At 58.6% G+C, this 23,137-nt stretch carries 19 protein-coding genes; 11 read left to right on the top strand and 8 right to left on the bottom strand.

What is annotated here, in order from left to right; genetic code table 11:
- Positions 1–76 precede the first annotated feature (76 nt).
- Positions 77–1,360 carry a DUF1501 domain-containing protein gene (locus L1A08_RS20920; RefSeq protein WP_390896946.1) on the top strand — a complete coding sequence of 428 codons (1,284 nt, stop codon included), beginning with the start codon at positions 77–79 and terminating at the stop codon, positions 1,358–1,360.
- 20 nt (positions 1,361–1,380) lie between these two features.
- On the opposite strand, the gene L1A08_RS20925 is transcribed toward L1A08_RS20920, so the two are convergent.
- Complete coding sequence (locus tag L1A08_RS20925) at positions 1,381–2,283, bottom strand: LysR family transcriptional regulator (RefSeq protein WP_238758503.1); 903 nt, start codon at positions 2,281–2,283, stop codon at positions 1,381–1,383.
- 131 nt (positions 2,284–2,414) lie between these two features.
- Between L1A08_RS20925 and L1A08_RS20930 the strand changes: the two genes are divergently transcribed.
- Positions 2,415–2,759: a hypothetical protein gene (locus L1A08_RS20930; RefSeq protein WP_238758504.1), complete on the top strand. Its 345-nt coding sequence runs from the start codon at positions 2,415–2,417 to the stop codon at positions 2,757–2,759.
- A gap of 102 nt (positions 2,760–2,861) precedes the next feature.
- Here L1A08_RS20930 and L1A08_RS20935 read toward each other — a convergent pair whose 3' ends face one another.
- Complete coding sequence (locus L1A08_RS20935; protein WP_238758506.1) at positions 2,862–3,317, bottom strand: universal stress protein; 456 nt, start codon at positions 3,315–3,317, stop codon at positions 2,862–2,864.
- A gap of 277 nt (positions 3,318–3,594) precedes the next feature.
- Here L1A08_RS20935 and L1A08_RS20940 point away from each other — a divergent pair, with 277 nt between their 5' ends.
- The 6 genes from L1A08_RS20940 to L1A08_RS20965 all read left to right on the top strand — a co-directional run bounded on the left by L1A08_RS20940 (position 3,595) and on the right by L1A08_RS20965 (position 10,448).
- Complete coding sequence (locus tag L1A08_RS20940) at positions 3,595–4,035, top strand: VOC family protein (protein ID WP_238758507.1); 441 nt, start codon at positions 3,595–3,597, stop codon at positions 4,033–4,035.
- A gap of 60 nt (positions 4,036–4,095) precedes the next feature.
- On the top strand, positions 4,096–4,506 hold the full coding sequence (locus L1A08_RS20945; protein ID WP_238758509.1) for a DoxX family protein: 411 nt from the start codon (positions 4,096–4,098) through the stop codon (positions 4,504–4,506).
- Between the two features lie 49 nt (positions 4,507–4,555).
- Positions 4,556–5,041 (top strand): DinB family protein, encoded by a 486-nt coding sequence (locus L1A08_RS20950; RefSeq protein WP_238758510.1) that lies wholly within the window; start codon positions 4,556–4,558, stop codon positions 5,039–5,041.
- A gap of 126 nt (positions 5,042–5,167) precedes the next feature.
- Positions 5,168–8,149: a PSD1 and planctomycete cytochrome C domain-containing protein gene (locus tag L1A08_RS20955; RefSeq protein WP_238758512.1), complete on the top strand. Its 2,982-nt coding sequence runs from the start codon at positions 5,168–5,170 to the stop codon at positions 8,147–8,149.
- A gap of 11 nt (positions 8,150–8,160) precedes the next feature.
- Positions 8,161–9,606 carry a DUF1501 domain-containing protein gene (locus L1A08_RS20960; RefSeq protein WP_238758513.1) on the top strand — a complete coding sequence of 482 codons (1,446 nt, stop codon included), beginning with the start codon at positions 8,161–8,163 and terminating at the stop codon, positions 9,604–9,606.
- A gap of 338 nt (positions 9,607–9,944) precedes the next feature.
- Complete coding sequence (locus L1A08_RS20965; RefSeq protein ID WP_238758514.1) at positions 9,945–10,448, top strand: hypothetical protein; 504 nt, start codon at positions 9,945–9,947, stop codon at positions 10,446–10,448.
- Between the two features lie 160 nt (positions 10,449–10,608).
- On the opposite strand, the gene L1A08_RS20970 is transcribed toward L1A08_RS20965, so the two are convergent.
- The gene (locus L1A08_RS20970; RefSeq protein ID WP_238758515.1) at positions 10,609–11,760 is read right to left on the bottom strand and encodes a glycoside hydrolase family 16 protein; all 1,152 of its coding nucleotides are present in this window, start codon (positions 11,758–11,760) and stop codon (positions 10,609–10,611) included.
- A gap of 27 nt (positions 11,761–11,787) precedes the next feature.
- A complete protein-coding gene (locus tag L1A08_RS20975) occupies positions 11,788–12,171 on the bottom strand; it encodes a group I truncated hemoglobin (RefSeq protein WP_238758516.1) in 384 nt (127 codons plus the stop codon).
- Between the two features lie 237 nt (positions 12,172–12,408).
- Between L1A08_RS20975 and L1A08_RS20980 the strand changes: the two genes are divergently transcribed.
- Complete coding sequence (locus L1A08_RS20980) at positions 12,409–13,794, top strand: outer membrane protein assembly factor BamB family protein (RefSeq protein ID WP_238758518.1); 1,386 nt, start codon at positions 12,409–12,411, stop codon at positions 13,792–13,794.
- Positions 13,795–13,887: 93 nt separating this feature from the next.
- On the opposite strand, the gene L1A08_RS20985 is transcribed toward L1A08_RS20980, so the two are convergent.
- Positions 13,888–16,482, bottom strand: coding sequence for a sulfatase-like hydrolase/transferase (locus tag L1A08_RS20985; protein ID WP_238758519.1), 2,595 nt, complete (start codon positions 16,480–16,482; stop codon positions 13,888–13,890).
- Between the two features lie 124 nt (positions 16,483–16,606).
- Between L1A08_RS20985 and L1A08_RS20990 the strand changes: the two genes are divergently transcribed.
- On the top strand, positions 16,607–17,503 hold the full coding sequence (locus L1A08_RS20990; protein WP_238758520.1) for an alpha/beta hydrolase: 897 nt from the start codon (positions 16,607–16,609) through the stop codon (positions 17,501–17,503).
- Positions 17,504–17,601: 98 nt separating this feature from the next.
- Positions 17,602–18,828: a Gfo/Idh/MocA family protein gene (locus L1A08_RS20995; RefSeq protein ID WP_238758522.1), complete on the top strand. Its 1,227-nt coding sequence runs from the start codon at positions 17,602–17,604 to the stop codon at positions 18,826–18,828.
- 50 nt (positions 18,829–18,878) lie between these two features.
- On the opposite strand, the gene L1A08_RS21000 is transcribed toward L1A08_RS20995, so the two are convergent.
- From L1A08_RS21000 to L1A08_RS21010, 3 genes are read right to left on the bottom strand one after another with little or no spacing between them, the layout of a single operon-like run.
- A complete protein-coding gene (locus tag L1A08_RS21000; RefSeq protein ID WP_238758523.1) occupies positions 18,879–19,952 on the bottom strand; it encodes a hypothetical protein in 1,074 nt (357 codons plus the stop codon).
- Positions 19,953–19,954: 2 nt separating this feature from the next.
- Positions 19,955–21,604 (bottom strand): flavin monoamine oxidase family protein, encoded by a 1,650-nt coding sequence (locus L1A08_RS21005; protein ID WP_238758524.1) that lies wholly within the window; start codon positions 21,602–21,604, stop codon positions 19,955–19,957.
- On the bottom strand, positions 21,601–23,124 hold the full coding sequence (locus L1A08_RS21010) for a polyamine aminopropyltransferase (protein WP_238758526.1): 1,524 nt from the start codon (positions 23,122–23,124) through the stop codon (positions 21,601–21,603). Before L1A08_RS21010 ends, L1A08_RS21005 begins: the two co-directional genes overlap by 4 nt.
- Positions 23,125–23,137 lie beyond the last annotated feature (13 nt).

A 23,137-nucleotide genomic window follows, 5' to 3' on the forward strand; every position in this document is an offset into this window, starting at 1 on the left:
AATTCGTATCACCGTTCGAGAAACATTCATGTCGCATTCCTCACAGAGTTCTGTCCGCTACTCGATGGACGAGTCGATGGTTCTGAATCGCAGGGACTGCCTGGCCACAGGCGCGGCTGTCGCGGGGGGGCTGCTGCTGCCGAAAATCGGAGCGGCCGATTCTGCGACTCCGCTGATCAAGGGGAAGGCGGAACATGTCATCTCGATCTGGCTCGGCGGCGGAATGGGGCAGATCGATACGTTCGATCCGAAACGAAAAGGAGATCCGAAGAAGAGGACGCCGGGGTCCTATTACGAATCGATCGACACTGCGGTGCCGGGCGTCCAGCTCTGCGAGCATCTCAAGACGCTGGCTCCGCTGATGGACCGGGTGACGGCTGTTCGTACGGTTAACCACGAAGCGATCGACGAACATGCGGCTGCGACAAATCGCATGCATACTGGCCGGCCGGTCAGCGGGACCGTCACGTATCCGTCGCTCGGTTCGATCATCACTCATGAGAGAGGCTCGGCGAACGACGGTGCTCCTCCGTATGTGTTGATTGGCTATCCCAACGTGACGCGCGGCCCGGGATTCCTGGGGGCCCAGCACAGTTATCTGTATCTGACCGATACCAGTCAGGGGCCAGCGGGGCTGTCTCGTCCAGGTGGAATCACCATGGAACGGCAAAGCCGCCGGGAATCGCTTCTGAAGGTGCTTAAGCAGAATGCCGACCCGACGAGCGACAAGCGTCTACTCGATTACGATGCCGCCATCGAACAGAGCCTCAAGCTCAGCGGACCGGAGTTCAATCAGGTGTTCGAACTGGACCGGGAGCCTTCCGAATTGCGGAACCGCTACGGCGGCGAGTTTGGCCAGCGATGTCTTTTGAGCCGCCGCCTGGTCGAACGGGGCGTTCGTTTCATCGAGGTCTCCCACAATCTGAATTTCCTGAACGGAGCAGGGTGGGATGTGCACAACGACGGCATTCTCGATCAGCACAAACTGATCCAGGAGCTGGATACGGCGATGGCGACGTTGATCAGCGATCTTGAGGAAAAGAAGCTGCTCGACAAGACCTTGATCGTTGTGACTTCAGAGTTCGGACGACCGCCCGAGTTTGACAGTGGCGGCGGTCGGGGCCATCAGGGAACGGCTTTCACGTGCGTGCTGGCCGGCGGTGGTCTGGCTCACCGCGGCGCTTACGGCGAGACCGATGAACTGTCGAAGACGATCGTCTCCAATCCCGTTCCCCTCCCGGATTTCTTCGCGACCATTTTCGCGGCTGTCGGCGTCGACTATCACAAGTATCTCTACGACGGCGACCGGCCGGTCCCGATCACGGATCAGGGCAATGCGATCGCGGATCTGTTCGGCTGAGAGTTCCGGAACGTCCGCGCTCAGGTCGTGGCTGTCGTACTCGCCGCACCTTCCTGAATCGCAGCGACGCCTGGGTGTTTCAGTTTGCGTTCGATTGAGATCGCGTAGAAACGCTCGGTGATCCCTTCCACCAGTCCAACACGGTGGAGCCCGTACATTGATTTGACTTCCTCTTCAATGATGGCCGGTATGGCGAGCAGTCCCGTGCCCCGGTTGCCTGCGATTTTGAGCATCGCACTGTCGGCGAACTCTCCCTGAATGAACGGCGTCAGCCCACGTTCATGGAACCAGAGGTCGAGCGAACGCCGGAGCGAACTGTCTTCGGTGGGCAGCAGGAAGGGGGCCCGATCGAGCGATTCGGGAAAAGTGCGACGGTACTTACGAGCCAGCTTCGCCGCCGCCACGATGAGGACCTCCGATTCGGCCAGCAGATGTGAATAGGCCCGCACCCGGTAGTAAGGATCGAGCGCCGTGTCGGAGAGAACGACGTCGAGGCGATAAACGGAAAGATCGGCGACCAGCGCTGGCGTGTCTCCTTCGTGACAAACAAGTTTCACCGGTGGTTTCAGATCGAGCGCAGGTTGCAGCAGTTGATAGGCCAGCAATTTCGGCATCACATCTCGAATCCCGACGCGAAACTCCAGTGGCCTTCCCGTCGGGCGTCCCTTCACAACCTCCAGCAGCTCGCGGCCGGTTGCGAAAATCTCGGAGGCGTACTCGGCAACCTGCTCGCCCATTTCGGTCAGGACCAGGCCGCGGCCGCGCTTCTTCAGAAGTTTGACGCCGAGCTCCCGCTCCAGCTCCCGGACCTGTTGGCTGACACTGGCCGGTGTCACGTACAGCGCCTCGCTCGCTTTCTGCACGCTCCCTTCACGGGCGACCAGCCAGAAGTTCAGGAGATGATGATAATTGAGCCAGTCCATGGGGTTCGCAACACCTAATTAAAACTAAAGCGTTGTGCTTATGGATTTAAATTATCCTAAGGGCGGCTGCGGCGTATAGTCAATGAAGAGCGTGAGTTTCCTTTCGTGACTCCTTTTACCTGGAGAAGAACATGCAAATGACGCTTCGATGCAGTGGTGTGGATCTCGCCGGACATCGCAGAGATGCCTATCGCGAAATTCTGCTTTCATCGCTGGAACGGTTTCAACACCGGCTCCGTCGGGTCAGTCTGTATCTGGAAGATACGAACGGGCCGCGGGGAGGCGTCGACAAGCAATGCCGCTGTGTCCTTCATCTGACGCGGATGCCGCCCATCGTGATTCAGGACAAGGACGAAAGTCTGTCCAGCCTGATCTACCGGGTGGCCAATCGTGCCAGTTATGTCCTGAGTCAGAAAGCGGACCGTCGAAAGAAGCGTTCCTTACGTGATCGGGAACGTATCCGCTTCGCCGAATAACTTCAGCCCCTGAGACAGTCAGGGTTTTTCCATGGCGGTGAGTTCGTCGAAAGACGGGCTCGCCGCCTTTTTCGTTGGGCAGTCGCTGAAAGTGGACCGCGCTCAAGTCTCCTGTTCAGAAGCAGGCGTCTTCACCAAAAACACGGAACAGGGGGCTCCGAGAGCGACCTGATAACTGAGCGTCGCCAGGCTTTGCGCCGGATGTTGCGGATCGACCGGATGCGAACTGAGAACGATCAGATCAACGGAGTGGGCAACGGTCCAGCCGATAACTTCGGGGACGCGTCGTCCGGTGACGACGTGGAAATCGACGGTCAGACCGATATCAGCAAAAGGCTGGGCATATCGTTCGAGATCGACTTCTGCCCGCTGGGCACACCGCTGCAGGAAGTCCTGAATCTCGGCGTCTTCGCCTGCGGAATCGATCGATTCAACGACGTGCAGCAGCGTCACGCGCGAGGAGTTAACCTGAGCGACTTCAATCGCCACATCGACCGCCCACTGACTGCGAGGGCCGAAATCGACTGGAACGAGGATGTGTTGATATCGCGATCTCATGGGACATTCCCGACCAGTACGATGATCGATTAGAAAACTCGCGGAGTGCGAACCACTCTGAATTCTGAGCGATCAAGGGCGGTTTGATCAATTCCTTTCTCAACAAATTACGATGCTTTCGAGCTACGATGAGAACTTCCCGTGAAAAAACGAGAAGTTTCCTGTCGACGCGAGAGCTGCTCGTTCGACTGATTGTTGTCACGGAGGCTGCTCCCAGTCGGGGACAGTAAACCGTGGTTCAACAGGCCTCTCAATCCATTCACTGAAAGAATTCCTCATGTCTCAGACGTTGATTCAGCCTTATCTCTTCTTCGGCGGCCGTTGTGAAGAAGCTTTGGAGTTCTACAAACAGGCGATCGAAGCCGAGATAGAAATGCTGCTGCGGTTCAACGAGAGTCCGGAGTCGCCTCCCGAAGGAACATTGCAGCCGGGGTTTGAGGAGAAAGTGATGCATGCCTCCTTCCGGGTGGGGAAGAATCGGATCATGGCGTCCGATGGCTGCGAAGCCAGTTCCGGATTCGCCGGCTTCTCGCTGTCGCTGGCTTTGCCGACAAAGGCTGAGGTCGATCGTGCGTTCGCTGGACTCTCCGAAGGCGGGCAGGTGACAATGCCTCTGGGCAAGACATTCTGGTCGTCTCACTTCGGCATGGTGACTGACAAATTCGGCATAGGATGGATGGTCGCACTTCTGGAAGAGCCACCGGCCTCCTTCGACTGACGTTCCTGAATTGTTCACAAAACTCGTTAACAACCACGTACTCACAATGGGAGACAGAGAATGTCAAAGGGGCAGATCGCGGGATGGGTGCTGAGCGGACTGCTCAGTGCATTTTTGATCTTTGCCAGCGCAGGCGGAAAGTTCACGGACTGGGAAGGCAAAGACGAGATGTTCGCCAAGTTTGGTTTCACCGAAGAACAGATGGTTCAGATCGGCTACGTCGAAGTCGCAATTGCCGTGCTGTACCTTGTGCCTCGCGTCGACTTCATCGCGACGGTCTTGCTCACCGGATATCTCGGGGGCGCGACAGTCACGCATGTTCGTGTGGAAGATCCGTTCTTTATGCCAATCATCATTGGAGTCGTGGCGTGGATCGCTTTGGGACTGCGTCGCCCCGAAGTATTCAGGGTCGCATTTGGAAGTACGGGATCCAGGCCAGTGAGAGAGGCAGGCTCGATCTCCTCCGATTAGAATCGCGGCACTGAACAGCAAACACAGGGACTTCGCTAAGGGAACACAGATGAAGATCGGTGAAATGATGATCCAGGAATTTGATCGGGAGATGCCGCGAACGCGAGCGGTCCTGGAGTTGGTTCCGGCGGACAGAATGGACTGGAAGCCGCTGGAGGGGCTGCAGACGATCGGCTGGAATGCGAATCATCTGGTCGACATTGTCAGCTGGACGCCAACCATCGTACGCGATTCCGAATGGGACATGGCTCCCGTCGGGCAGGGGCCGATTCCGCCTTCTTCGATCAAGGATCCTCAGGAACTGCTCTTGCAGTTTGACGAGAATGGCGTTGCCGCCAGGGAGGCATTGAAAGAGGCGTCCGACGAGGTGCTGACGGAGGACTGGTCTCTGAAGGCAGCCGGTGAGATCTTCTTCACTCTCTCGAAAGAAGAGTGCCTGCGGACATGGCTGTTCAATCATGTGGTCCACCACCGCGCCATTCTGGTGACCTACCTGCGTTTAACCGGGATCGAAGTCAAGTCGCCCTTCGAATAGGAAGCCACGTCTTCTCCGTCTTGAATTGTTTTGCATCATTGAAGCCTGATGTGTTATCACTTCACTGGAGTGGTCGCACATCAGGCCGCTGATTGTTCACCAGTTCGGTCATTGGAGACTGGAATATTGCAACGTCGATTCCGCCGGGTACTCACGACCGGCATGCTGACACTGCTTCTTTCAACGGCTCCCCTTTTAGCGGAAGCCGGCCGTGAAGAGGATCGGTTTCGTGCGGAGATCGCCTCGATCCTGCAGCGCCGCTGTTTGAGCTGTCATAACCAGGAGCGGATGCAGGGGGACTTCTCTCTGCATTCCGCCGAAGCCGTGCTCGAATCGGGGTATCTCGAACCCGGTGAACCGTCGGCAAGTCATCTGCTCGATGTGATCAGGCCGGTCGATGGCAAAGCCCGCATGCCGCGAGACGCCGATCCGCTGTCCTCCAAAGAGATCGCGGCGATTGAATCGTGGATCGCGGACGGAGCCGTCTGGCCCGAGGGCCTCGTGCTTGCGGAGCATCTGGTCGACAACTTCGACTGGTGGTCGTTCCAGCCGCTTGAACGTCCGGACATTCGGGAAAGCCAGAGCGACTGGGGGCGGACCCCCATCGATGCCTTCATCGCGGCTCGGCATCAACAGGCAGGGGTAACCCACTCACCAGAAGCCGATCGTCGAACGCTCATCCGTCGCGTCACGTTCGACCTGACAGGACTGCCGCCTTCGCCGGAGGAGACAGCGGCCTTTCTTGCGGATCCCGATCCGCAAGCGTATGACAAGCTGGTCGATCGGTTGCTGGCGTCTCCTCGTTATGGAGAACGCTGGGCGCGGCATTGGCTCGATGTCGCGAAGTACGCCGATACCTGCGGCTACGATAAGGACAAGCTGCGACCGAACGCCTGGCCGTATCGCGACTACGTCATTCGTTCGTTCAATGAGGACAAGCCGTACGCACGCTTCGTACAGGAGCAGATTGCGGGAGACGTTCTTTTTCCAGGGGATCGGGACGGCATCCTCGGGCTGGGCTTCATCGCTGCCGGGCCGTGGGATTTCATCGGTCATGTCGAAGTCCCGGAATCGAAGATCGACGGCAAGGTGGCCCGCAACCTCGATCGCGACGATATGGTGTCGAACGTGATCAACACGTTCTGCAGCCTGACGGTCCAATGCGCCCGCTGCCACAACCACAAGTTCGATCCGATCACTCAGGAGCACTACTACGGACTGCAGGCGGTCTTTGCGGCGGTCGATCGAGCAGAGCGGGTGTATGATCTAGATCCTGAGGTGGAAGCTCGAAAGCAGGAACTGGCCGGTGTGATCCGTGAGACGAATGCGGAACTGACGGCTCTGGAGACAGAAATCGAACAGGCTGGCGGCGAGCGACTGAGGGAACTCGAAAGTCAGATTGCCAGATTGCAGGATGCTCAGACCGTTCTGAAGCAACCCGAGTTCGGCTATCACAGCGCCATCGCCACCTCAGCCGACACCGCCCGATGGGTCGAGGTCCGGCTGGCGAAGCCGACCGACCTCACCGGGCTTTCGCTGCATCCCTGTCACGATGACTATGCGGGCATCGGAGCGGGGTTCGGCTTCCCGGTTCGCTTTCGCATCGAAGTCGCCGGTATCGACGGGAAATGGCAAACGGTAGTTGATCAAACCGAAGCGGACTTCCCGAACCCGGGATTGCGCAGCTTCGACGTTGTTCAGGATCTGACCGCCGTAGAGCGGATTCGGATCACGGCGACGAGACTGGCGCCGCGAAAGAGTGACTTCATCTTCGCGTTGGCTGAACTCGAGATCCACAGCCGTGGAACGGAGAAGGGAGAACGTCCACTCGACGGTGCGGTAGTGACAAGTCTCGATTCCATTGAGGCTCCCGTCCGTTGGTCGCGCGACAATTTGATCGATGGAAGCTGGGCGCGGTATGCGAACCCGGTCGAGGCTGAGCAACTTGCTGATCTGGAAGAGGAGAGGAACGTCCTCCGAACACAGATCGAAACTCCGGCCCGGATCGAACGTCGGAAGCAACTCCAGTCGCGGCTGACTGCGAGCCGAAAGCAACTCGAGAATCTTCCCGCTGGTTCAACGGTCTACGCGGCCACCACGCATTTCCCGGCTCAGGGGAACTTCAAACCGACTGAAGGGAAACCGCGTCAGGTGCAGGTGCTTCATCGAGGAGACGTTCAGCACCCGAAGGAAAAGGCTGATCCGTGTGTGCTGCCTCTGGCGGCCGACGAAGTCTCTCGAATGGAACCGGGACTGAGCGAAGCGGAGCGTCGAGCCAGACTGGCGGAATGGGTCACGTCGCCTCACCATCCGATGCTCTGGCGTTCGATTGTGAACCGCGTCTGGCAGTACCACTTCGATCAGGGGCTGGTGGCGACGCCGAATGATTTCGGACGGATGGGAGCGGAACCGACCCACCCAGATTTGCTCGACTGGCTGGCCTGCGAGTTCCGCGACTCGGGAGGCTCGTTCAAGCATCTGCATCGTCTGATCGTCACGAGTAGTGTGTACCGGCAGTCATCCGCTCATCATGAGGGGCACGCGACTGCTGATGCCGGAAATCAACTGCTGTGGAGAATAAATCGTCGCCGACTGACGGCAGAAGAAATCCGGGATGCGATCCTGGTTGTCAGTGGAGCGATGGACTTCACCATGGGCGGACCGGGCTATTATCTGTTCGAGTTGGAGAAGGCGGACCACTCGCCTCACTACGAGTATCATCTGTTCGATCCAACCGATCCGGTGTCGCATCGCCGCAGTATTTATCGGTTCGTAGTCCGGTCGCAGCCCGACCCCTGGATGACAACGCTCGACTGTGCGGATTCCTCGCAAAGCACGCCGAAACGCAACGAGACGCTGACGGCTCTTCAGGCTCTTTCTCTGCTCAATAACCCCTTCAATCTGGCGATGTCCGAGCGGTTTGCCGACCGATTGAGGACTGAGTCGTCCGAACTTTCGGACCAGGTGGTGCTGGCATTCCAGTTGATTGCGCAGCGGGAGCCGAACGCGGCGGAACAGAAAGCTCTCGAACGATACGGAACTGACCACGGCCTGGCCAATCTGTGCCGTGTGATGTTCAATCTCAGCGAATTCATGTACGTCGACTGACGGGAAACGCCATGCTCAACCGCCGAACATTTCTCAGCCAGTCCGGACAGGGCTTCGGAGCGATGGCACTGGCCACAATGCTGCACGACGAGACTCGGGCAGCGACGAATGGCGTTCTCCAGACTCTGCATCATCCGCCGAAAGCCAGGCGGGTCGTGCAGCTGTTCATGGCCGGGGCGGCCAGTCACATCGACTTGTTTGATCACAAGCCGATGCTCGATCGCCATCACGGAGAGCCGTCTGATTTCGGCGAGCACGTGGAAGCATTTCAGAATGGGCTGGGGCCATGGATGAAGTCGCCGTTTGCATTCGCACCCTATGGCGAAAATGGTAAGCGGCTTAGTGAAGTCGTGCAGCCGTTAGGCGACTGTGTCGACGACATCGCCTTCGTGCACAACATGGTTGGAAAAACGGGGGTCCATTCGCAGGCGACTTACCTGCAGGCAACCGGGTTTCAGCGTCCCGGCTTTCCCGGCATGGGATCCTGGGTCAGTTATGGACTCGGTTCAGAGAACGAAAATCTGCCCACGTTCGTCGTGCTTCCAGATCATCGTGGTTATGCCAGCAACGGCCCGAAGAACTGGGGAGCGGCGTTTCTACCGGCCAGTTCTCAGGGAACGGTGATCTTTCCTCAGCGGGAAAATCCGATTGAGGATCTGAATGCGAAGGCCGAGTTCGTGACCGCGAAAGGGGACCGGGACGGACTGGCACTGCTCCGCGAGTTGAATCATCGGTTTGAAGAAGAGCGTCCAGGCGACTCACGACTGGAAGCCCGGATCCGGTCGTACGAACTTGCCGCAGCTATGCAGTTGAGTGCACCGGAAGCCCTCGACCTTTCCGACGAGCCATTGCATGTGCTGAAGGCCTACGGACTCGATCGAGCCGGAGCGACGTATCCGGATCAGATCAATGCCCCCGAAGAAGAGGAGTACTTCGGCCGAAAATGTCTCATCGCCCGACGGTTGCTGGAACGCGGCGTCCGTTTCGTGCAGATCTGGTCGGGGAATGACAACGGCTTTCCCCGGCGAAATTGGGACAGCCACGAAGATGTGCAGCGAGACCATGATCCGCTTGCGCGCGGGATGGCTCGGGGAGCGGCCGCTCTGATCAAGGATCTGAAGGAACGGGGGCTGCTCGAAGATACGATCGTGCATTGGACAACCGAATTCGGTCGCATGCCAAGCAGTCAGGGAGGGCGGGGACGCGATCACAATCCGTACGTCTTCACCAACTGGCTCTGTGGAGGCGGCATTCAGGGCGGCATCAGCCATGGTCCTTCCGACGAGTGGGGATACAAACCGCTCGATCGCAATCATCCCACGCAGGTGTACGACATTCACGCCACGATGCTGCATCTACTCGGGATTGATCACACCCGGCTGACCGTTCGTCATGACGGAATCGATCGCCGGCTTACCGACGTTCACGGACATGTGATCTCAGACATCCTGAGCTGATCAACTGGAGAGAACTCTGCGGACTTGCCACATCTCGCGATGTAGCCTCGTGCGTTCAGGCTGCCCGGGGCAAATTCAAAATTCGACGATACGCGTTTGCAGGAGCAAACTCAGCATGGCGGGGGATTGTCGCCCATGCGCCTGCAGGAGAAGCATGAAAAGGCCCTAACCGTTACAGATTGACGGGCTCGTAGGTAGAATTCCTGAGGTTTCGTATTCAAGCAGATCTCTCGCGTCAAAGTCAGCCGATCTCACTCAACAGGCCGCCTATTTCCGCGGCCGGAGTTCAGAGGGCGAATTCAGGAAGGAGTTCGCAGGTTCGGGATCGGAGATCTGTTATGAAACGTCTGACGTTCAGCTGCTCAATTCTTCTCGCCGTGCTTTCGGCGATCGTCGTCCATTCTTCTGAACCTATCGAGCAGGTGTCGAGTTCCCGGAGCGAGGAAAGTCAAGGCCCGCTAATGCGGGCCAAGCTGGCCAGTTCTCAGGCCGTGCTCGAAGGCCTGGTTTCGCGGGACTTTGGGAAAATCGCTGAGGGAGCCGAAGACCTCGACCGGATCTGTCAGACGCTCCATTGGATTGAGACCGACGATCAGGTCTACGCCCACCATCGGACGGAAATGCATCGTCTGACGCAGAAGATCGCGCGGACAGCCGAGACTCGCAACCTTGAAGGAGCCGCCTTCACATACATGCATATGCTTAATGTCTGTATCAGCTGCCACGAGCATTGTCGGGATGTGCTGAAGATTGCCGACGATAGCGAGATCAATTTGCAGATCGTTCCCATTCCGATCACGGGATCGCCGGACGAATCTTCGGGGCAGTCTCTGCGACGGTAGAGCGGATCGCTCTACCGTTTGTCCGCATAGAACCGAGTTTTCGCCTGAAACGCGGCAACTTATGCGGACGGAACGGCTACACCATTAAGTGAACTGCACTAACACGAGTTTGTGCGTTTCTGGAAAATCGCAGGGGCCCTTCAGAACTGGATGGCCGATTTCAGGGGTTTGGAAGCGGGCTTCCATCTTCCCTGAAGTTGTTGGCGATGTCGTCGACGAGAACTCCGTGCACATCGCCGGAGTTTTCAAACTGCCAGATGCGGACCGAGGCCACGGAAACAGTTGCCGTTTCCCACGGAGCGGGGCCGGCCCATTCGGGAAGCCAAATTCCCAGATTGAGCTGAGCCGCCATCGCGGGAACGTACCTGGTGTGCGTGGCGACGTACCGGCCGTCGATCCAATGCGACACCTTGTCTCCACAGTAGAGGGCGTAGTTGTCAGGGCCCAGCTTCTTCAACGGATTGCCAAGGTAGGTCTCGAAGGGAACTGACTTGTCGCGGATCCACCAATAGCCCTCATGCTCGACGACCTGTCTGTCGGTGAGGTCGGGGAGGGGGTTCAGCTGAGTCGTCCACTCCGTTGTGAAGACATGATACTGACCGTCGGTGGCCTCTGAGACGTCGAAGAGATTCGGGTCGTGTTTGCTGTTGCAGAACGTGTTGTAGAGGCCCCGGGTGAAATCACCACCCTTTCCAAACTCCGGGAAGTCGATCTCCGACCAGTACTCATTGGCGGCGATCCCATAGGCCGGCATGTGCGGGTTATAAAGCGGCGTGCCGGCGATAAACTCATTCTTGAGGTTCGGATCGCCTTCGACCCAGCGATAGGCGAACGTCCAGATCGCCGGGATGGCTCCCTGAGGATGGGCGGGGTTCTGTGGTCCGCCGCGAAAACTCTTACTGTCGCCCACTTTCATCACGACTTCGAACCGGCCTGAAGCGAAGAACCGTTTGGATACGATCACTCCGCCGACCCGCTCGCGACGCCCCTGGAATCCAATCACATCGCCCGAGTAGTGATCGCCGTGCCCCTCGCAGACCAGCACATTCTGCGACTCCCCGGCGACCAGGTCCTGCTCAATCCGCACGTTCTCGGGAACGACGCCGTTGTTTCCGTGGCCCCATTTCTTGCGAAGGAGATACCACTTCTGTGGATCGATCTGACCGCTCGACCAGTCTTCCTCGAAGTCGGGTACGCGGGTGATGTTGGATTGAGCGTGATCGGCCGGGCTTTCAGGTGGGGCGGCTCGCATTCCCTGAGCGGACAGAACGATCACGGCTACGGCGGCAAGAGGAGTAAGTTTGAGCTGCATATTCGATCGATGTCCCACTGTCGTTGGTCAGCCGTCTGTAGAGACCGCCCCGGTGATTTCGGTCGAGTACATATTCATGCGATGGACAACGTCTTGGATGTCCGCTTCGGAGCAACCTCGGTCCTCGAGCACATCCAGCAGGTGACCGACGAAGGCACTGAAATGGATCGCTTTGATCCCTCGTCCCGCATGCGCGTAGGCCAGATCCATTCCGCTGTATTTTTCGGGACCTCCCAACGCGGCGCACATGAACTCCGACTGCATGGTCCGAAGTTTGACCAGATCGATGTTCTCGAAGAAAGGCTTAAGCAAAGGATCGGCCAGAACCCGCGCATAGAGGGCGTCGACCACTTCCTGAATCGCGTCGGGACCGCCGAGGCGTTCGTAAAGGGGCTGCTCGGGTGCATTCATCGGATTGCCTTTCGTGCAGACGAAGTTCACAGTTGCGGCGCTGTCATCGTTCTCTGATTATGGAAGGCCTTCGTCGAGAACACCAGCACAAGTGGTGCAGCGAATGGTCGCACCCAGCAGGACGGGACGGCTTCGCACCCGATTCGCGGAGCTTCAGACCGGGACGAAGAGTGAAGAATGTGGCCGAACGTACTGTTCCCCAACGGCATCTGCTAACATGTTGCGCAGAGCGCCGGCGTGGCTCCGGACGATCACCGCGGCCCGATCTTCACGCTGCCGCGGGAAGCGTCCGCTTCGTGTCTCGCAGAAGGTCGCTGCCGTGCTCAGTTTTCTGACCATTCCCCGTTGTATGGAGACCGCGTGATGCTGAAAGCGATTCCTTTCCTCCTGATGCTGACACTTTCTGCCACCAGTGCCACGGCAGGTAACTGGACTCACTGGCGTGGTCCGACCGGCAATGGAACTGCTCCCGAAGCAACGCCGCCCGTGCAGTGGTCGGCAACTGAGAATGTGAAGTGGAAAGTCGAACTTCCGGGGCTTGGGTCCGGCTCGCCAATCATCTGGCAGGATCAGGTGTTCGTGACCTCGGCCATTCCCGTCGACAACGCAGACGCCGCGAGCGGCTCGCCTGAGCACGAGTTCGTTCTCCTCTGCTACGATCGAGCAACTGGCCAGCTGAACTGGAAGCGAGTGGCCAATCGCGAGCAGCCGCACGAGGGAACCCATTCGACAAACGGATTTGCATCGGCCAGTCCCTGTACCGATGGCGAACGGGTCTACGCTCACTTCGGATCGCGTGGTCTCTACTGCTACACCATGGAAGGGGAGCCGGTCTGGAAACGCGATCTGGGCGACATGACCTGTCGCGGCACCTTCGGAGAAGGAAGCTCCCCGACGCTGGCGGGCGACAAGATCATCGTGCCCTGGGATCACGAAGGGCAATCGTTCCTCTTCGCACTCGATAAGCGAACCGGAGAGACGATCTGGGAAGCCGAACGCGACGAACCGAGCTGCTGGGCGACGCCGCTTGTAGTTCAGCACGCAGGCAACGAGCAGGTCATCATGAACGGGCAGAACTACGCTCGGTCTTACGACCTCAAAACGGGCAAGGAGCTGTGGCGTTGCGGCGGTCAGACCATGCGTCCCGTCGCCTGTCCCGTGGCCGCGGATGGCCTTGTTTACGTGGGCAGCGGTTTTCGCGGCGCATTTCTCGGAGCATTCCAGCCGGACGGAAAGGGCGATATTGCGGGCTCGTCGAATGTCGTCTGGACGATCGAACGGGACACCCCCGATATTGCTTCGTTCCTGCTCTCGGAGGGACGGATCTACTTCTACAAAGCGAAGTCCGGTCTGCTGACCTGCGTTGATGCCAAAACGGGCGAGCCGCACTATTCGACGGAACGAATCGGCCTGGGCACGATTTACGCCTCGCCCGTCGCGGCCAATGGGCACATCTATCTGACCGATCGCGATGGGAAAACGGTGGTCATCGAAGACAGCCCGGAATTGAAGATCGTCGCGACCAACTCCGTCGACGAGACCGTCGATGCCACCCCGGCTCCGGTCGATAACCAAATGTTTGTCCGCGGCGAGAAACATCTCTTCTGCTTCGAGAAGCCGTAGTCGAACAACAGGGAACGTCAAAATAGAAACGCCACTGCGGGCTTTCCGGCAGTGGCGTTCTGTTTTCCACAGATCCCTGTACGGAATCGATTTTTACGGCATGGTCTCAAACAACTTGTTCGGACGTGACCAGCGGATGCGACCGATCAGCACATCGCCCCGGGCATTGCGGCGGGGCATCCATTCGCCGACGGTGACAATCGACTCAAACGGAGAAACGTTCGTCACATCGAAGTTCCCCATCAGGGCGACTTCGTCCGGGTTGTCGATGCCATCTCCTACAAGCGGAAGCACGACCTGTTCGGTTTCGCGAATCAGGCAGAGCTTCTCGGGATCAACCTGGGCCACCCAGAGTGGACTGCGCCACCGCATCACGTTCTTATTGGTTTCGTCTTCTCGGTTATAGACGAGGAACAGCCCGTCGGAGTGCGTCAGCCAGTGCTGCTGCGTCGTCGACATGCCGATCGACTCACCATCATCGAACGCCCAGGCCTTCTGCTTGCGATAGTTGACTCCATCGTCGCTCACGGCGACATAACCATGGCCGTCTTCCGCTCGAATCGTCATGTAGAACTTGTCGTTGAAGCGAGTGATCGAAGGTTCGAGAAGGCCACGTCCGGCACTGTTCTCCAGCGGCGGTCCGACTTCAAGAATTTTGAGATCTTCACCATCGAAGGAGCAGCGAACACCAGCGACCTTTCGCGGCTTGCTGGGATCATCGCCGTAGCTGAATGTCAGCATCACATCTCCGTTCGGCATGATGATCCGCTGGCCGCAGCCGTTGGTGTATATCGTCGAACCGGCAGGGTTGTCCCATTCGAGGATCTTCCGTTCTGACCAGCTGCCGTCGGGACGCCGCACGGCATAGACAGGATAGCGGGCGAGCTGATCTCCCCGCGCGAATCTCGGGCCGCGATAGAAGACAACGTGTCCCAGGGCAATCACCGACTTGGTCTGCGGATGATACTGCGGCGTGACATCGCACACCCCGGCTTTCAGACCGGGATGTCCGGGGACATCGATACGACCGAAGGCCTCAATCGGCTCGGGATCGCTCCAGGTCTTTCCCGCGTCCTTCGATTCACTCCAGTGGATCTGACCGAAGTAGTCCGAGCCGCTGATCTCCTGAAGGTTCATCAGGCAGGTCCATTCGCCCTTCTGATCCTCGGGCACCATGCACGCTCGGGGATGGAACCATGTCAGACTCTTCCCATCGCGATTCCGCCACACCGTTTCCTTGCTTGTCGACTCGATGAGTGGCGTCTCAGACTTCGTGGAAGCAATCCAACCACCGATCTGGGGCGTCGCGTCGAAGGTGACTTCGTCGTACCAGTTCTTGAGCTGGCGGAGCAGTTTTCGAGCCGTCTCGGGATGTTCTTTAACGACGTTGTTCTTCTCGCCCGGGTCGTTCTCAAGATGGAAAAGAGCCACGGCTTCATTGTCGAACGTCCCCGGGGTCGCTTTTGGATGATGCACGGTCAGCTTCCAGGGACCCGATCGCATTGCTTCGGCACGCGACCCGTTATTTCCCATCGAAGCCCAGTAGAGCGGTCGTTCCGGCAGTTGCTCGTCGCGCAGAAGGACCGGCGAGAGATCGACGCCGTCCAAATCGAGAGCGGAGCTTTCTGCGCCCGCGAGAGACAGGAGCGTCGGCATCACATCAATGGAGATCATCGGCTGATCGCTTTCGCTCCCAGCTTCGATTGTGCCCGGCCACCAGGCGATCGCGGGTACTTTGTGGCCACCTTCGAAAACGGTCCCCTTGCCGCCACGCAGTTCAGGACTGCCGCTGGGGAAGTCGGAGGAGGGGCCGTTGTCGGAGAAGAAGAGGACGAAGGTGTTCTCCGCGATGTCCAGATCGAGCAGAGTCTGCCGGAGTTGACCGATCCCTTCGTCGATCGGCATCGTCATGCCCTTGTACTTGGCAATTCGTTCGTCCTCGCTGACTTCCTTCCACTTCCAGCGATCCCAGTGCTCTTCGGTGCGGCGTACCGCGTCGCCGGGAACCTGGACCGGGTTATGGATTGCTTCATGAGCCACGTACAGACAGAACGGTTTTTCCTCATCGGCGTGCCTGCGAACGAAGTCGAGGGTGTACTTGTTGATCAGATGCGTCGAATAGCCTTCCTCGCGGGTTTCGTCTTTGCCATGCCACCAGTCGTGTTTGTTGTGATCGCCGACGTGACTGACGAAGTCGATATTGCCGCTGTGGTAGCCGATGAACTCATCGAATCCGTGGTGCTGCGGATGATAGTCCGAAGAGTTGTGCGGATAACCCTGATGCCATTTGCCTATCAGGCCCGTGGAGTAGCCCTGTTCCTTCAGCACCTCGGCAAAGGTCGTCTCGCTGAGCTGGAGTCCTTTGCGATGTTCCGGGTGATCGGCAACGGGATGAATGACCGCTTCGATGCCGGTCCGCTGCTGATAGCGACCCGTCAACAGACCGGCTCGCGTGGGCGAGCAAACCGTTCCCGACGAGTGGAAGTCGGTCAGCTTCATGCCCTCGGCTGCCAGACGGTCGATCTCGGGAGTCTCGAAGTAGGGGTTCCCAAAGCAGCTGACGCCTTCATAACCCATGTCGTCGACCATCACCACGATGAGATTCGGCCTGGCGGCGAACAGGTTTTGAGGGGCGAGCAGTAGAGTCAGCCCGAGTAGAGTGGAGAACAGCAGTGGAATCTTCTTCATGGGGCAGGTCCTTTTGCGAGGAGTGATCAGATCGGAGACTGCCGATTCTATCGCGCTGCCACTGATCATGATAGAATCGCGTCCGCATCCACCGCTTCTCGTTCCATCAGTTCAGGGAGTCGCCATGTTTCGCACCCCGTTCCGCTCGCTTGTTGCCGGTCTGCTGACTCTGTGCCTCCTGCCCGCAATCACTCTCGCTGAGATCACGGTCGAAGAGAACATCATCTACGGCACCGGAGGCGGTCAGGAACTGATGCTCGATCTGGCCAGGCCAGACGGCGAAGGCCCGTTCCCAGCGATTGTCTTCATCCATGGCGGCGGCTGGCACGGCGGTTCGAGAAAGGGATACATACCAGCCATTAAGGAAGCCGCCCGACGCGGCTATGTCGCCGTCACAATCACTTACCGGCTGATGACGTTCGATCAGACGAAGAAGGAAACGACGACGGCTGCCCCTATCTTCCCGGCTCAGATCGAAGACGCCAAAGCCGCCGTGCGGTGGGTGAGGGCGAAAGCAGAGAAGTATCAGGTCGATCCAGACCGCATCGGCGTCACAGGAGGGTCGGCGGGAGGACATCTCTCGCTGCTGGTTGGTCTCAGCGACGATAAAGACGGCCTGGAAGGAAGCGGGGGGAATCCTCAGCAGTCGAGTCGCGTGCAGGCCGTGGTGAATGTCTACGGTCCGACGGAGATGGCTCGCTGCTACGAGACCAGTTCGGTCGACTGGATCTTTCGTCTGTTCATGGGAGGAACTCCGGAAGAAGTGTCTGAAACCTACACAAAAGCAAGCCCGATCACTTATGTCAGCAGCGACGATCCGCCCGTGCTCACGCTGCAGGGGGACAGCGATCTGCTCGTTCCGGTTGAACAGGCTCGCTTGCTGGATGAGAAAATGAAAGCGGTCGGCGCGACCCACGAATTGATTGTCTTTGAAGGGCAGGGGCATGGATTTCAGGGCGAGGCGGGCGTGAAAGCAATCACGGCGATGTGGGACTTCTTCGAGAAGCATCTGAAACCGTAGGTCCGTGGAATAGCATTTGCGGCCTGTCTCCGGAAACGCACTCTCGATCCGGAACAGAGTCGGTCACGCTCAGGCCGACGCAGACAGGAGGCCGCCCCATGACCGGTCACGACCCCCATCAAGTGAATCGCCGTAAGTTCCTCTCTGCAGCGGGAGGACTGGCCGCCGCCGGAATGTCGAGCAATGCGCTCGGCGCACCGAATGACAAGTCGTCGGACGATCGGCAGGTGCAGCTGAACAATCCGCAGGTCGGCCAGCCTGTCAGCCAGACGGCCAAAGCGCGCGATGGGAAGCCACTCGTTCCCGGCCCGCCGCCGAAGAAACTCGGCTACTGCATCGTCGGCCTTGGAAAATTCGGCGTTCAGCAGATCCTCCCCTCGTTCTCGCAGGCCGAGCATGCCAAACCGGTTGCTCTGGTGAGTGGAGATCGGGACAAAGCCGAGGCGATCGCTGCCCATTACGATATCTCTCCGAAGAGCATCTACAACTACGACAACTTCGATGACATCGCCGACAACGATGAGATCGATATCGTCTACATCATTCTGCCGAACGCGATGCATGCCGAGTTCACGATCCGCGCTCACCAGGCCGGAAAGCATGTGCTCTGCGAGAAGCCGATGGCAACCTCGGTCGAAGACTGCCAGCAGATGATTGACGCCGCCGAGAAGGCGAATCGAAAACTGATGATTGCTTACCGCGTCCAGTACGAGCCGTACAACATGAAGGTGATTGAGTGGTCCCGGAGCCAGAAGTACGGTCCACTGCAGATGATCGTTTCCGATACCGTGCTCGATATCGGCGGGCCGAATCAGTGGCGGCTCTCAAAGAAGCTGTCCGGGGGCGGCTCGCTGATGGATATCGGCATCTACAGTTTGAACGCGACTCGTTACATCACCGGGGAAGAACCGATCGCGATTAATGCGATGAAGCGTCAGAACAAGAACGATCCCCGCTTCTCAGAAGTGGAACAGTCGATTCTGTTTCAGTTGCAGTTCCCGAGCGGCGTGATGGCCAACTGCTCCTCCAGCTACAGTACGGCTGAGGTCAATCGCTACTGTGCGATGTTCCAGGATGGCTGGATCAAGCTCGACCCGGCCACCACGTACACGGGACACCGTTTCTTCCACGGCTCGGGGAAGAAGGAAGAGCAGCTATTCCTCGACCATGTCAGTCACTTCGCAGCCGAGATGGACCATTTCGCCGAGGCGATTAAGAACAACAGCGAAGTCCGCACACCGGGACAAGAGGGGCTCAAGGATGTGAAGTACATGCGGATGATCTACGAAGCCGCCGAGACTGGGAGCACCGTCAAGGTGAGCTGACGCAGCGGAGTGGATTCAAGAGCCGACTGCAGCGGAAGCCTGAAAATGTTTCAGTGGTCGACCATGCTGGCGAGGTCTTTGTTGGATCGTCGCTTCCAGATGAATCCGTCGAGGATGTAGTGCGTAATCTGCGGCACGGCGAGGAGCGGAATCAGGAACGGTTCCCACGCCTCGAGATTCAGCACCGTGCCGAACAGCCAGGGACGCTCGTGCCACAGGCCGGTGTCCCAGAGCAGTTCTTCGAAGTACGCAAGCATCCAGACGATGCCGAGGAAGCTGAAAAGAGCCGACCATCGACTGCTGCCTGCTTCCGGCTGCCTCATCCAGCGATACCAGAAGACGAGCACCAGGTACGGGATGCCGTGGATGATGACGTTCGTCACGGTGAAGGCGTAATCGGAATTGAGCGCGACAATGCCGAGATACCAGCATAGAGCAGTCGTCGCAACGACGATGTCCTTCCCCGGGTTGAATTCGCGTTTCACCACGCCGCGATAGATCGCCCGGAAAACGTAACTGCCCAGCGCGATCCAGTAGAGGACCTGAAACAGACTGGCCGTGATCGCCGGAAGCGAGAGAAAATCGCCTTCAAGAAACCAGTTGAAGTTTCGAGGCGAGGCGGCGTGCCAGTAAACGAGCGGGTAAACGGTGGCCAGATAGATTGCGGATGTATCGATCCAATATCCGACCCGGCCTGTCTCGCCACCACGGGCTCGATACAAGGCGACCCAGCCGTACTGCTGCCGCACGAAATGGAAGACCGCCAGATACGCGAGTATCCGCCAGAACCAGATCGAACTCTCCGAGTAGATGGCCGCCCCGATCAGAAACCCGAGCAACGGCGCGAGGCTGTAGAGCCACGGATTCCGTCGAAGCTCCGCGCGATCGAAGTAAACGCGGAACCCGGTCGCATATACGTGAGCGACGTCGATCATCAGAATCGCCGGCACCCACATCCACTCCGGCGTGTCGTCGTGTAACAACCCGAACTGTGCACCGACGACAAGCAGTCCGAGAGCAATCGCGGCACTGCCGAGGAAGGTGCAGAGATCGACCAACGGCGAGAACAGCCAGGGGAGGGACTGGCCCTGAGACGTCGGAGTCAGGGAAGAAGGTGCAGCCATGGTTACAGGTACGTGTTGAACTCCACATTCGCAGCGGCCAGCACTTCCTCGGCGGCTCGCAATCCGTGATAGAAAGCCTCTTCCATGAGAGCCAGTCCGCTCAAATCCGTCCCGGCGAAGTGAATGGGGCCGAGTGGTTGCCGGGCCTGTTTTCGGGCCTCTCTGGTGAGAAATCCCGGGCGAGGCTGGACCATCGCATGTCCCCATCGCATGACGTCGATCTTTGTCACATACTTCGTCAGTTGCGGATGGGCGGCGTCAAGATCCTTGAACACGATCGCCGTCCACTCCTCCCAGGTTGAGTTGAGTAATCGCTTGCGAGCCTCAGCCGGGATTTCGTCGCAGAGCGGATAATACCACGTCCAGACCGTGGGACCGAAGTCGGAACCGAGTTGATGGGTCGCCACGACATAACCCAGCGAGAGACTCTCGAATAACACGTTGTCCCAGCTAAGTGGGTAATTGTCTTCAGACGGCCTTTGGGAAAGATGCAGGTTCGCCACTACCCAGGAGCCGTACTGGAACTCGCGGATAGCAGACCGGCGTTCTTCGTTCAGCGAGGGAATCAGGTAGGGAGCCATGAACTGCGGCGCGGCGAAGATGACTCGTTCGGCGGAAAACTCTTTGACCGTTTCCGACTGCAGATCGAAAGCCGAGACCTTTGTTCGTTGGTTTCCGGGCCGGATTCCGATCACAGCCTGACCGGTTCGCAGTTGTGAAGCGAGGAGGTTCGACAGGAAGTCGACGATCGCTCCGTTGCCGGCGGGCCAGGTGAGCAGGGGGGCTTCCTCTTCGGCTGCGCTCGCTTTCCGCGACGCGAAGTAGAAGATCCCGGCCCAGGCACTGGTCTGGTCGACGTTCAGTCCGTAGTCATCGCGGCAGCAGTAGTCGACGTACCAGTGAATCAGATTCGACGTCACGCCGATGCCGTTCAGCCAGTCGGTCATCGTGAGAGCATCGAGCTGAGCCACTTCTTCAGCCGGCGAGCAGCGGTCGACCGGAATCGTGAAAGCGGGGCGTCCTTCGGCATCGCGCCAGTCAATCCAATGATTGATCTCGGCTTCGAACCGTTCCCATTGTCGGGCATCTTCTTCGGTTGCGAGCTGACCTGGGAAGAGACCTTCGACCCAGCGACCGCCAGCAAACAGGCGCTCCTGTGGAGTCCGGCATGCGACCGATTCCGCCGGTTGCCAGGTTCCGTCCGACTGTCTCGATACCGCTCCCATTTCTTCCAGCAACTGGAGCAGAGCCCGGTTCTGTTCGTTCGGGAAGGGAACGTAATGGGCCCCCCACGGATAGGCTGTGAGCGGCGACTTGCCGGATCGAGACGTGCCGCCGGGGACCGGTTCCATTTCCAGAATGCGGAAGTTCTCGATGCCCGCTCGCTTGAGTCGCCAGCCCGCGGAAAGTCCGGCGATGCCGCCACCGACGATCAGCACTTCGACCTCTTCGGGGGCTCCATTCGGCGGAGGAGGACGGAAACCGTCTCGGATGCGGTGCCCCAGATCGAACGATGGACTGAGCAACTCGCCTTCAAGCGGAGGAGTCGATTCCCCACAGCCGGACAGCCAGGGAGTCGTTGCAGCCAGCAGAGCGGAGTGGAGCAGCTCGCGTCTGTTCGTTCGCCAGTCGCCGGGCCAGCCATCGCTCATTCCCATCGACTCCATTCCCGCTCGTAGTACTGGACGAGAATCTGATTGTTGAGCTGATTGACTTCCGCTTCGACCGGTTGGATATCGGCGGGGGATTCGAAGAGTCCCTGCATGATCTGCGAGTTCAAAAACCGGCACTGCGACGCAATCTGCGCGTCCATCTCAGTTGGAGGATCGACCGGAGCGCGGGTGGCGAAGGCGTATCCCCAGATGCCGAATGTGGGAACCGCGGCCTGATACGGCTGCACATGAAAGCCGGCGGCTTCGAGTGTCCGGAGAATGCACCAGTACGACTGCGGAGCAACGAGCGGGGAGGTGCATTGAATCGCAATTCGAGCATCGTCCGTCAGCCGCTGCTGGAGTTTCCGGTAAAAGAACGTGCTGTATAGCTTACCGACGGAGAACGTCCCGGGATCGGGGAAGTCGACAATCACGGTGTCGAACTGGTCGCTCTGCTGATCGATCCAGATGAAGGCATCCTGATTGATGACGGTAACTCGGGGATCGTCGAGGGAGTGCTCGGAAAGCTCCGCCAGCGGGGGGAAACGCTTCGCCAGCGATGTCATCTGAGGATCGAGGTCGACCAGCGTGATGTGTTCAACCTCGGGATAGCGCAGGATCTCGCGGACGGCCAGCCCATCCCCGCCGCCCAGCACGAGAATGTTCCGTCGCGGCGTGGGAGCGGACATCGCCGGATGAACGAGTGCTTCGTGGTAGCGGTATTCATCGAACGAGTTGAACTGCAGGTGGCCGTTCAGAAAGAGCTGGAAACCGGTCTCGTTCTTTGTGATGAGGATCCGCTGATAGGGTGAACTCTCGGCATGGATGATTGCCGAGCTCAGCTGAGATTCTTCGGCATAGGTGGTCAGGTCGTCGGCTTTGATGACGGCAGCTGCCAGCAGACCGATGACGAGAACGGCCCGGCCGCGCAATCCGCCGAGTTCGCGATCCGTCAACAAGGGACGCAGCAGGAATGTTCCCCAGAGCCCGACCAGCGCATTGAGGATGCCAAAGATCAGCGACGTGCGAAGCAACCCCAGTTGAGGAACGAGCAGCGTCGGAAACATGATCGAGGCAAGCAGGGCGCCGATGTAATCGAAGGTGAGGACCCGCGAGACCAGATCGTTGAAGTCGACGTGATCTTTGAGAATCCGCATCAGTAGCGGCAGTTCGAGGCCGACGAGCGTGCCGATCAGAAAGACCAGGCCATAGAGCAGAACCTGAAACCATTCGATGGCCCCGAACGCGAGGAACAGAAACGGAGCCGAGGTACCGCCCAGCAGCGCGACGCCGAGTTCCACTTCAATGAAGCAGCGGGCCAGTTTCCTTTCCACGAATTTGGACAGCCAGGCTCCGACGCCGAGGGCCGACAGATAAATGCCGATGACCAGCGAGAACTGCGTGACCGAATCGCCGAGCAGATAGCTGGCCAGGGTTCCGGCCAGCAACTCGTAAATCAAACCGCACGTGGCAACCGCGAGGACGTTCAGGTAGAGAAGAAACAGAGGCGCTCGGTTCATATTCCGTGACAGG

Source organism: Rubinisphaera margarita (genome assembly GCF_022267515.1).
GTDB classification, from domain to species: Bacteria; Planctomycetota; Planctomycetia; order Planctomycetales; family Planctomycetaceae; genus Rubinisphaera; species Rubinisphaera margarita.

What these genes read in the sequence shown, in the direction of transcription:
- L1A08_RS20920 (WP_390896946.1), top strand. Translation starts at nt 77, where the DNA reads ATGGTTCTGAATCGCAGGGACTGCCTGGCCACAGGCGCGGCTGTCGCG.
- L1A08_RS20925 (WP_238758503.1), bottom strand. Translation starts at nt 2,283, where the DNA reads ATGGACTGGCTCAATTATCATCATCTCCTGAACTTCTGGCTGGTCGCC.
- L1A08_RS20930 (WP_238758504.1), top strand. Translation starts at nt 2,415, where the DNA reads ATGCAAATGACGCTTCGATGCAGTGGTGTGGATCTCGCCGGACATCGC.
- L1A08_RS20935 (WP_238758506.1), bottom strand. Translation starts at nt 3,317, where the DNA reads ATGAGATCGCGATATCAACACATCCTCGTTCCAGTCGATTTCGGCCCT.
- L1A08_RS20940 (WP_238758507.1), top strand. Translation starts at nt 3,595, where the DNA reads ATGTCTCAGACGTTGATTCAGCCTTATCTCTTCTTCGGCGGCCGTTGT.
- L1A08_RS20945 (WP_238758509.1), top strand. Translation starts at nt 4,096, where the DNA reads ATGTCAAAGGGGCAGATCGCGGGATGGGTGCTGAGCGGACTGCTCAGT.
- L1A08_RS20950 (WP_238758510.1), top strand. Translation starts at nt 4,556, where the DNA reads ATGAAGATCGGTGAAATGATGATCCAGGAATTTGATCGGGAGATGCCG.
- L1A08_RS20960 (WP_238758513.1), top strand. Translation starts at nt 8,161, where the DNA reads ATGCTCAACCGCCGAACATTTCTCAGCCAGTCCGGACAGGGCTTCGGA.
- L1A08_RS20965 (WP_238758514.1), top strand. Translation starts at nt 9,945, where the DNA reads ATGAAACGTCTGACGTTCAGCTGCTCAATTCTTCTCGCCGTGCTTTCG.
- L1A08_RS20970 (WP_238758515.1), bottom strand. Translation starts at nt 11,760, where the DNA reads ATGCAGCTCAAACTTACTCCTCTTGCCGCCGTAGCCGTGATCGTTCTG.
- L1A08_RS20975 (WP_238758516.1), bottom strand. Translation starts at nt 12,171, where the DNA reads ATGAATGCACCCGAGCAGCCCCTTTACGAACGCCTCGGCGGTCCCGAC.
- L1A08_RS20985 (WP_238758519.1), bottom strand. Translation starts at nt 16,482, where the DNA reads ATGAAGAAGATTCCACTGCTGTTCTCCACTCTACTCGGGCTGACTCTA.
- L1A08_RS20990 (WP_238758520.1), top strand. Translation starts at nt 16,607, where the DNA reads ATGTTTCGCACCCCGTTCCGCTCGCTTGTTGCCGGTCTGCTGACTCTG.
- L1A08_RS20995 (WP_238758522.1), top strand. Translation starts at nt 17,602, where the DNA reads ATGACCGGTCACGACCCCCATCAAGTGAATCGCCGTAAGTTCCTCTCT.
- L1A08_RS21000 (WP_238758523.1), bottom strand. Translation starts at nt 19,952, where the DNA reads ATGGCTGCACCTTCTTCCCTGACTCCGACGTCTCAGGGCCAGTCCCTC.
- L1A08_RS21005 (WP_238758524.1), bottom strand. Translation starts at nt 21,604, where the DNA reads ATGAGCGATGGCTGGCCCGGCGACTGGCGAACGAACAGACGCGAGCTG.
- L1A08_RS21010 (WP_238758526.1), bottom strand. Translation starts at nt 23,124, where the DNA reads ATGAACCGAGCGCCTCTGTTTCTTCTCTACCTGAACGTCCTCGCGGTT.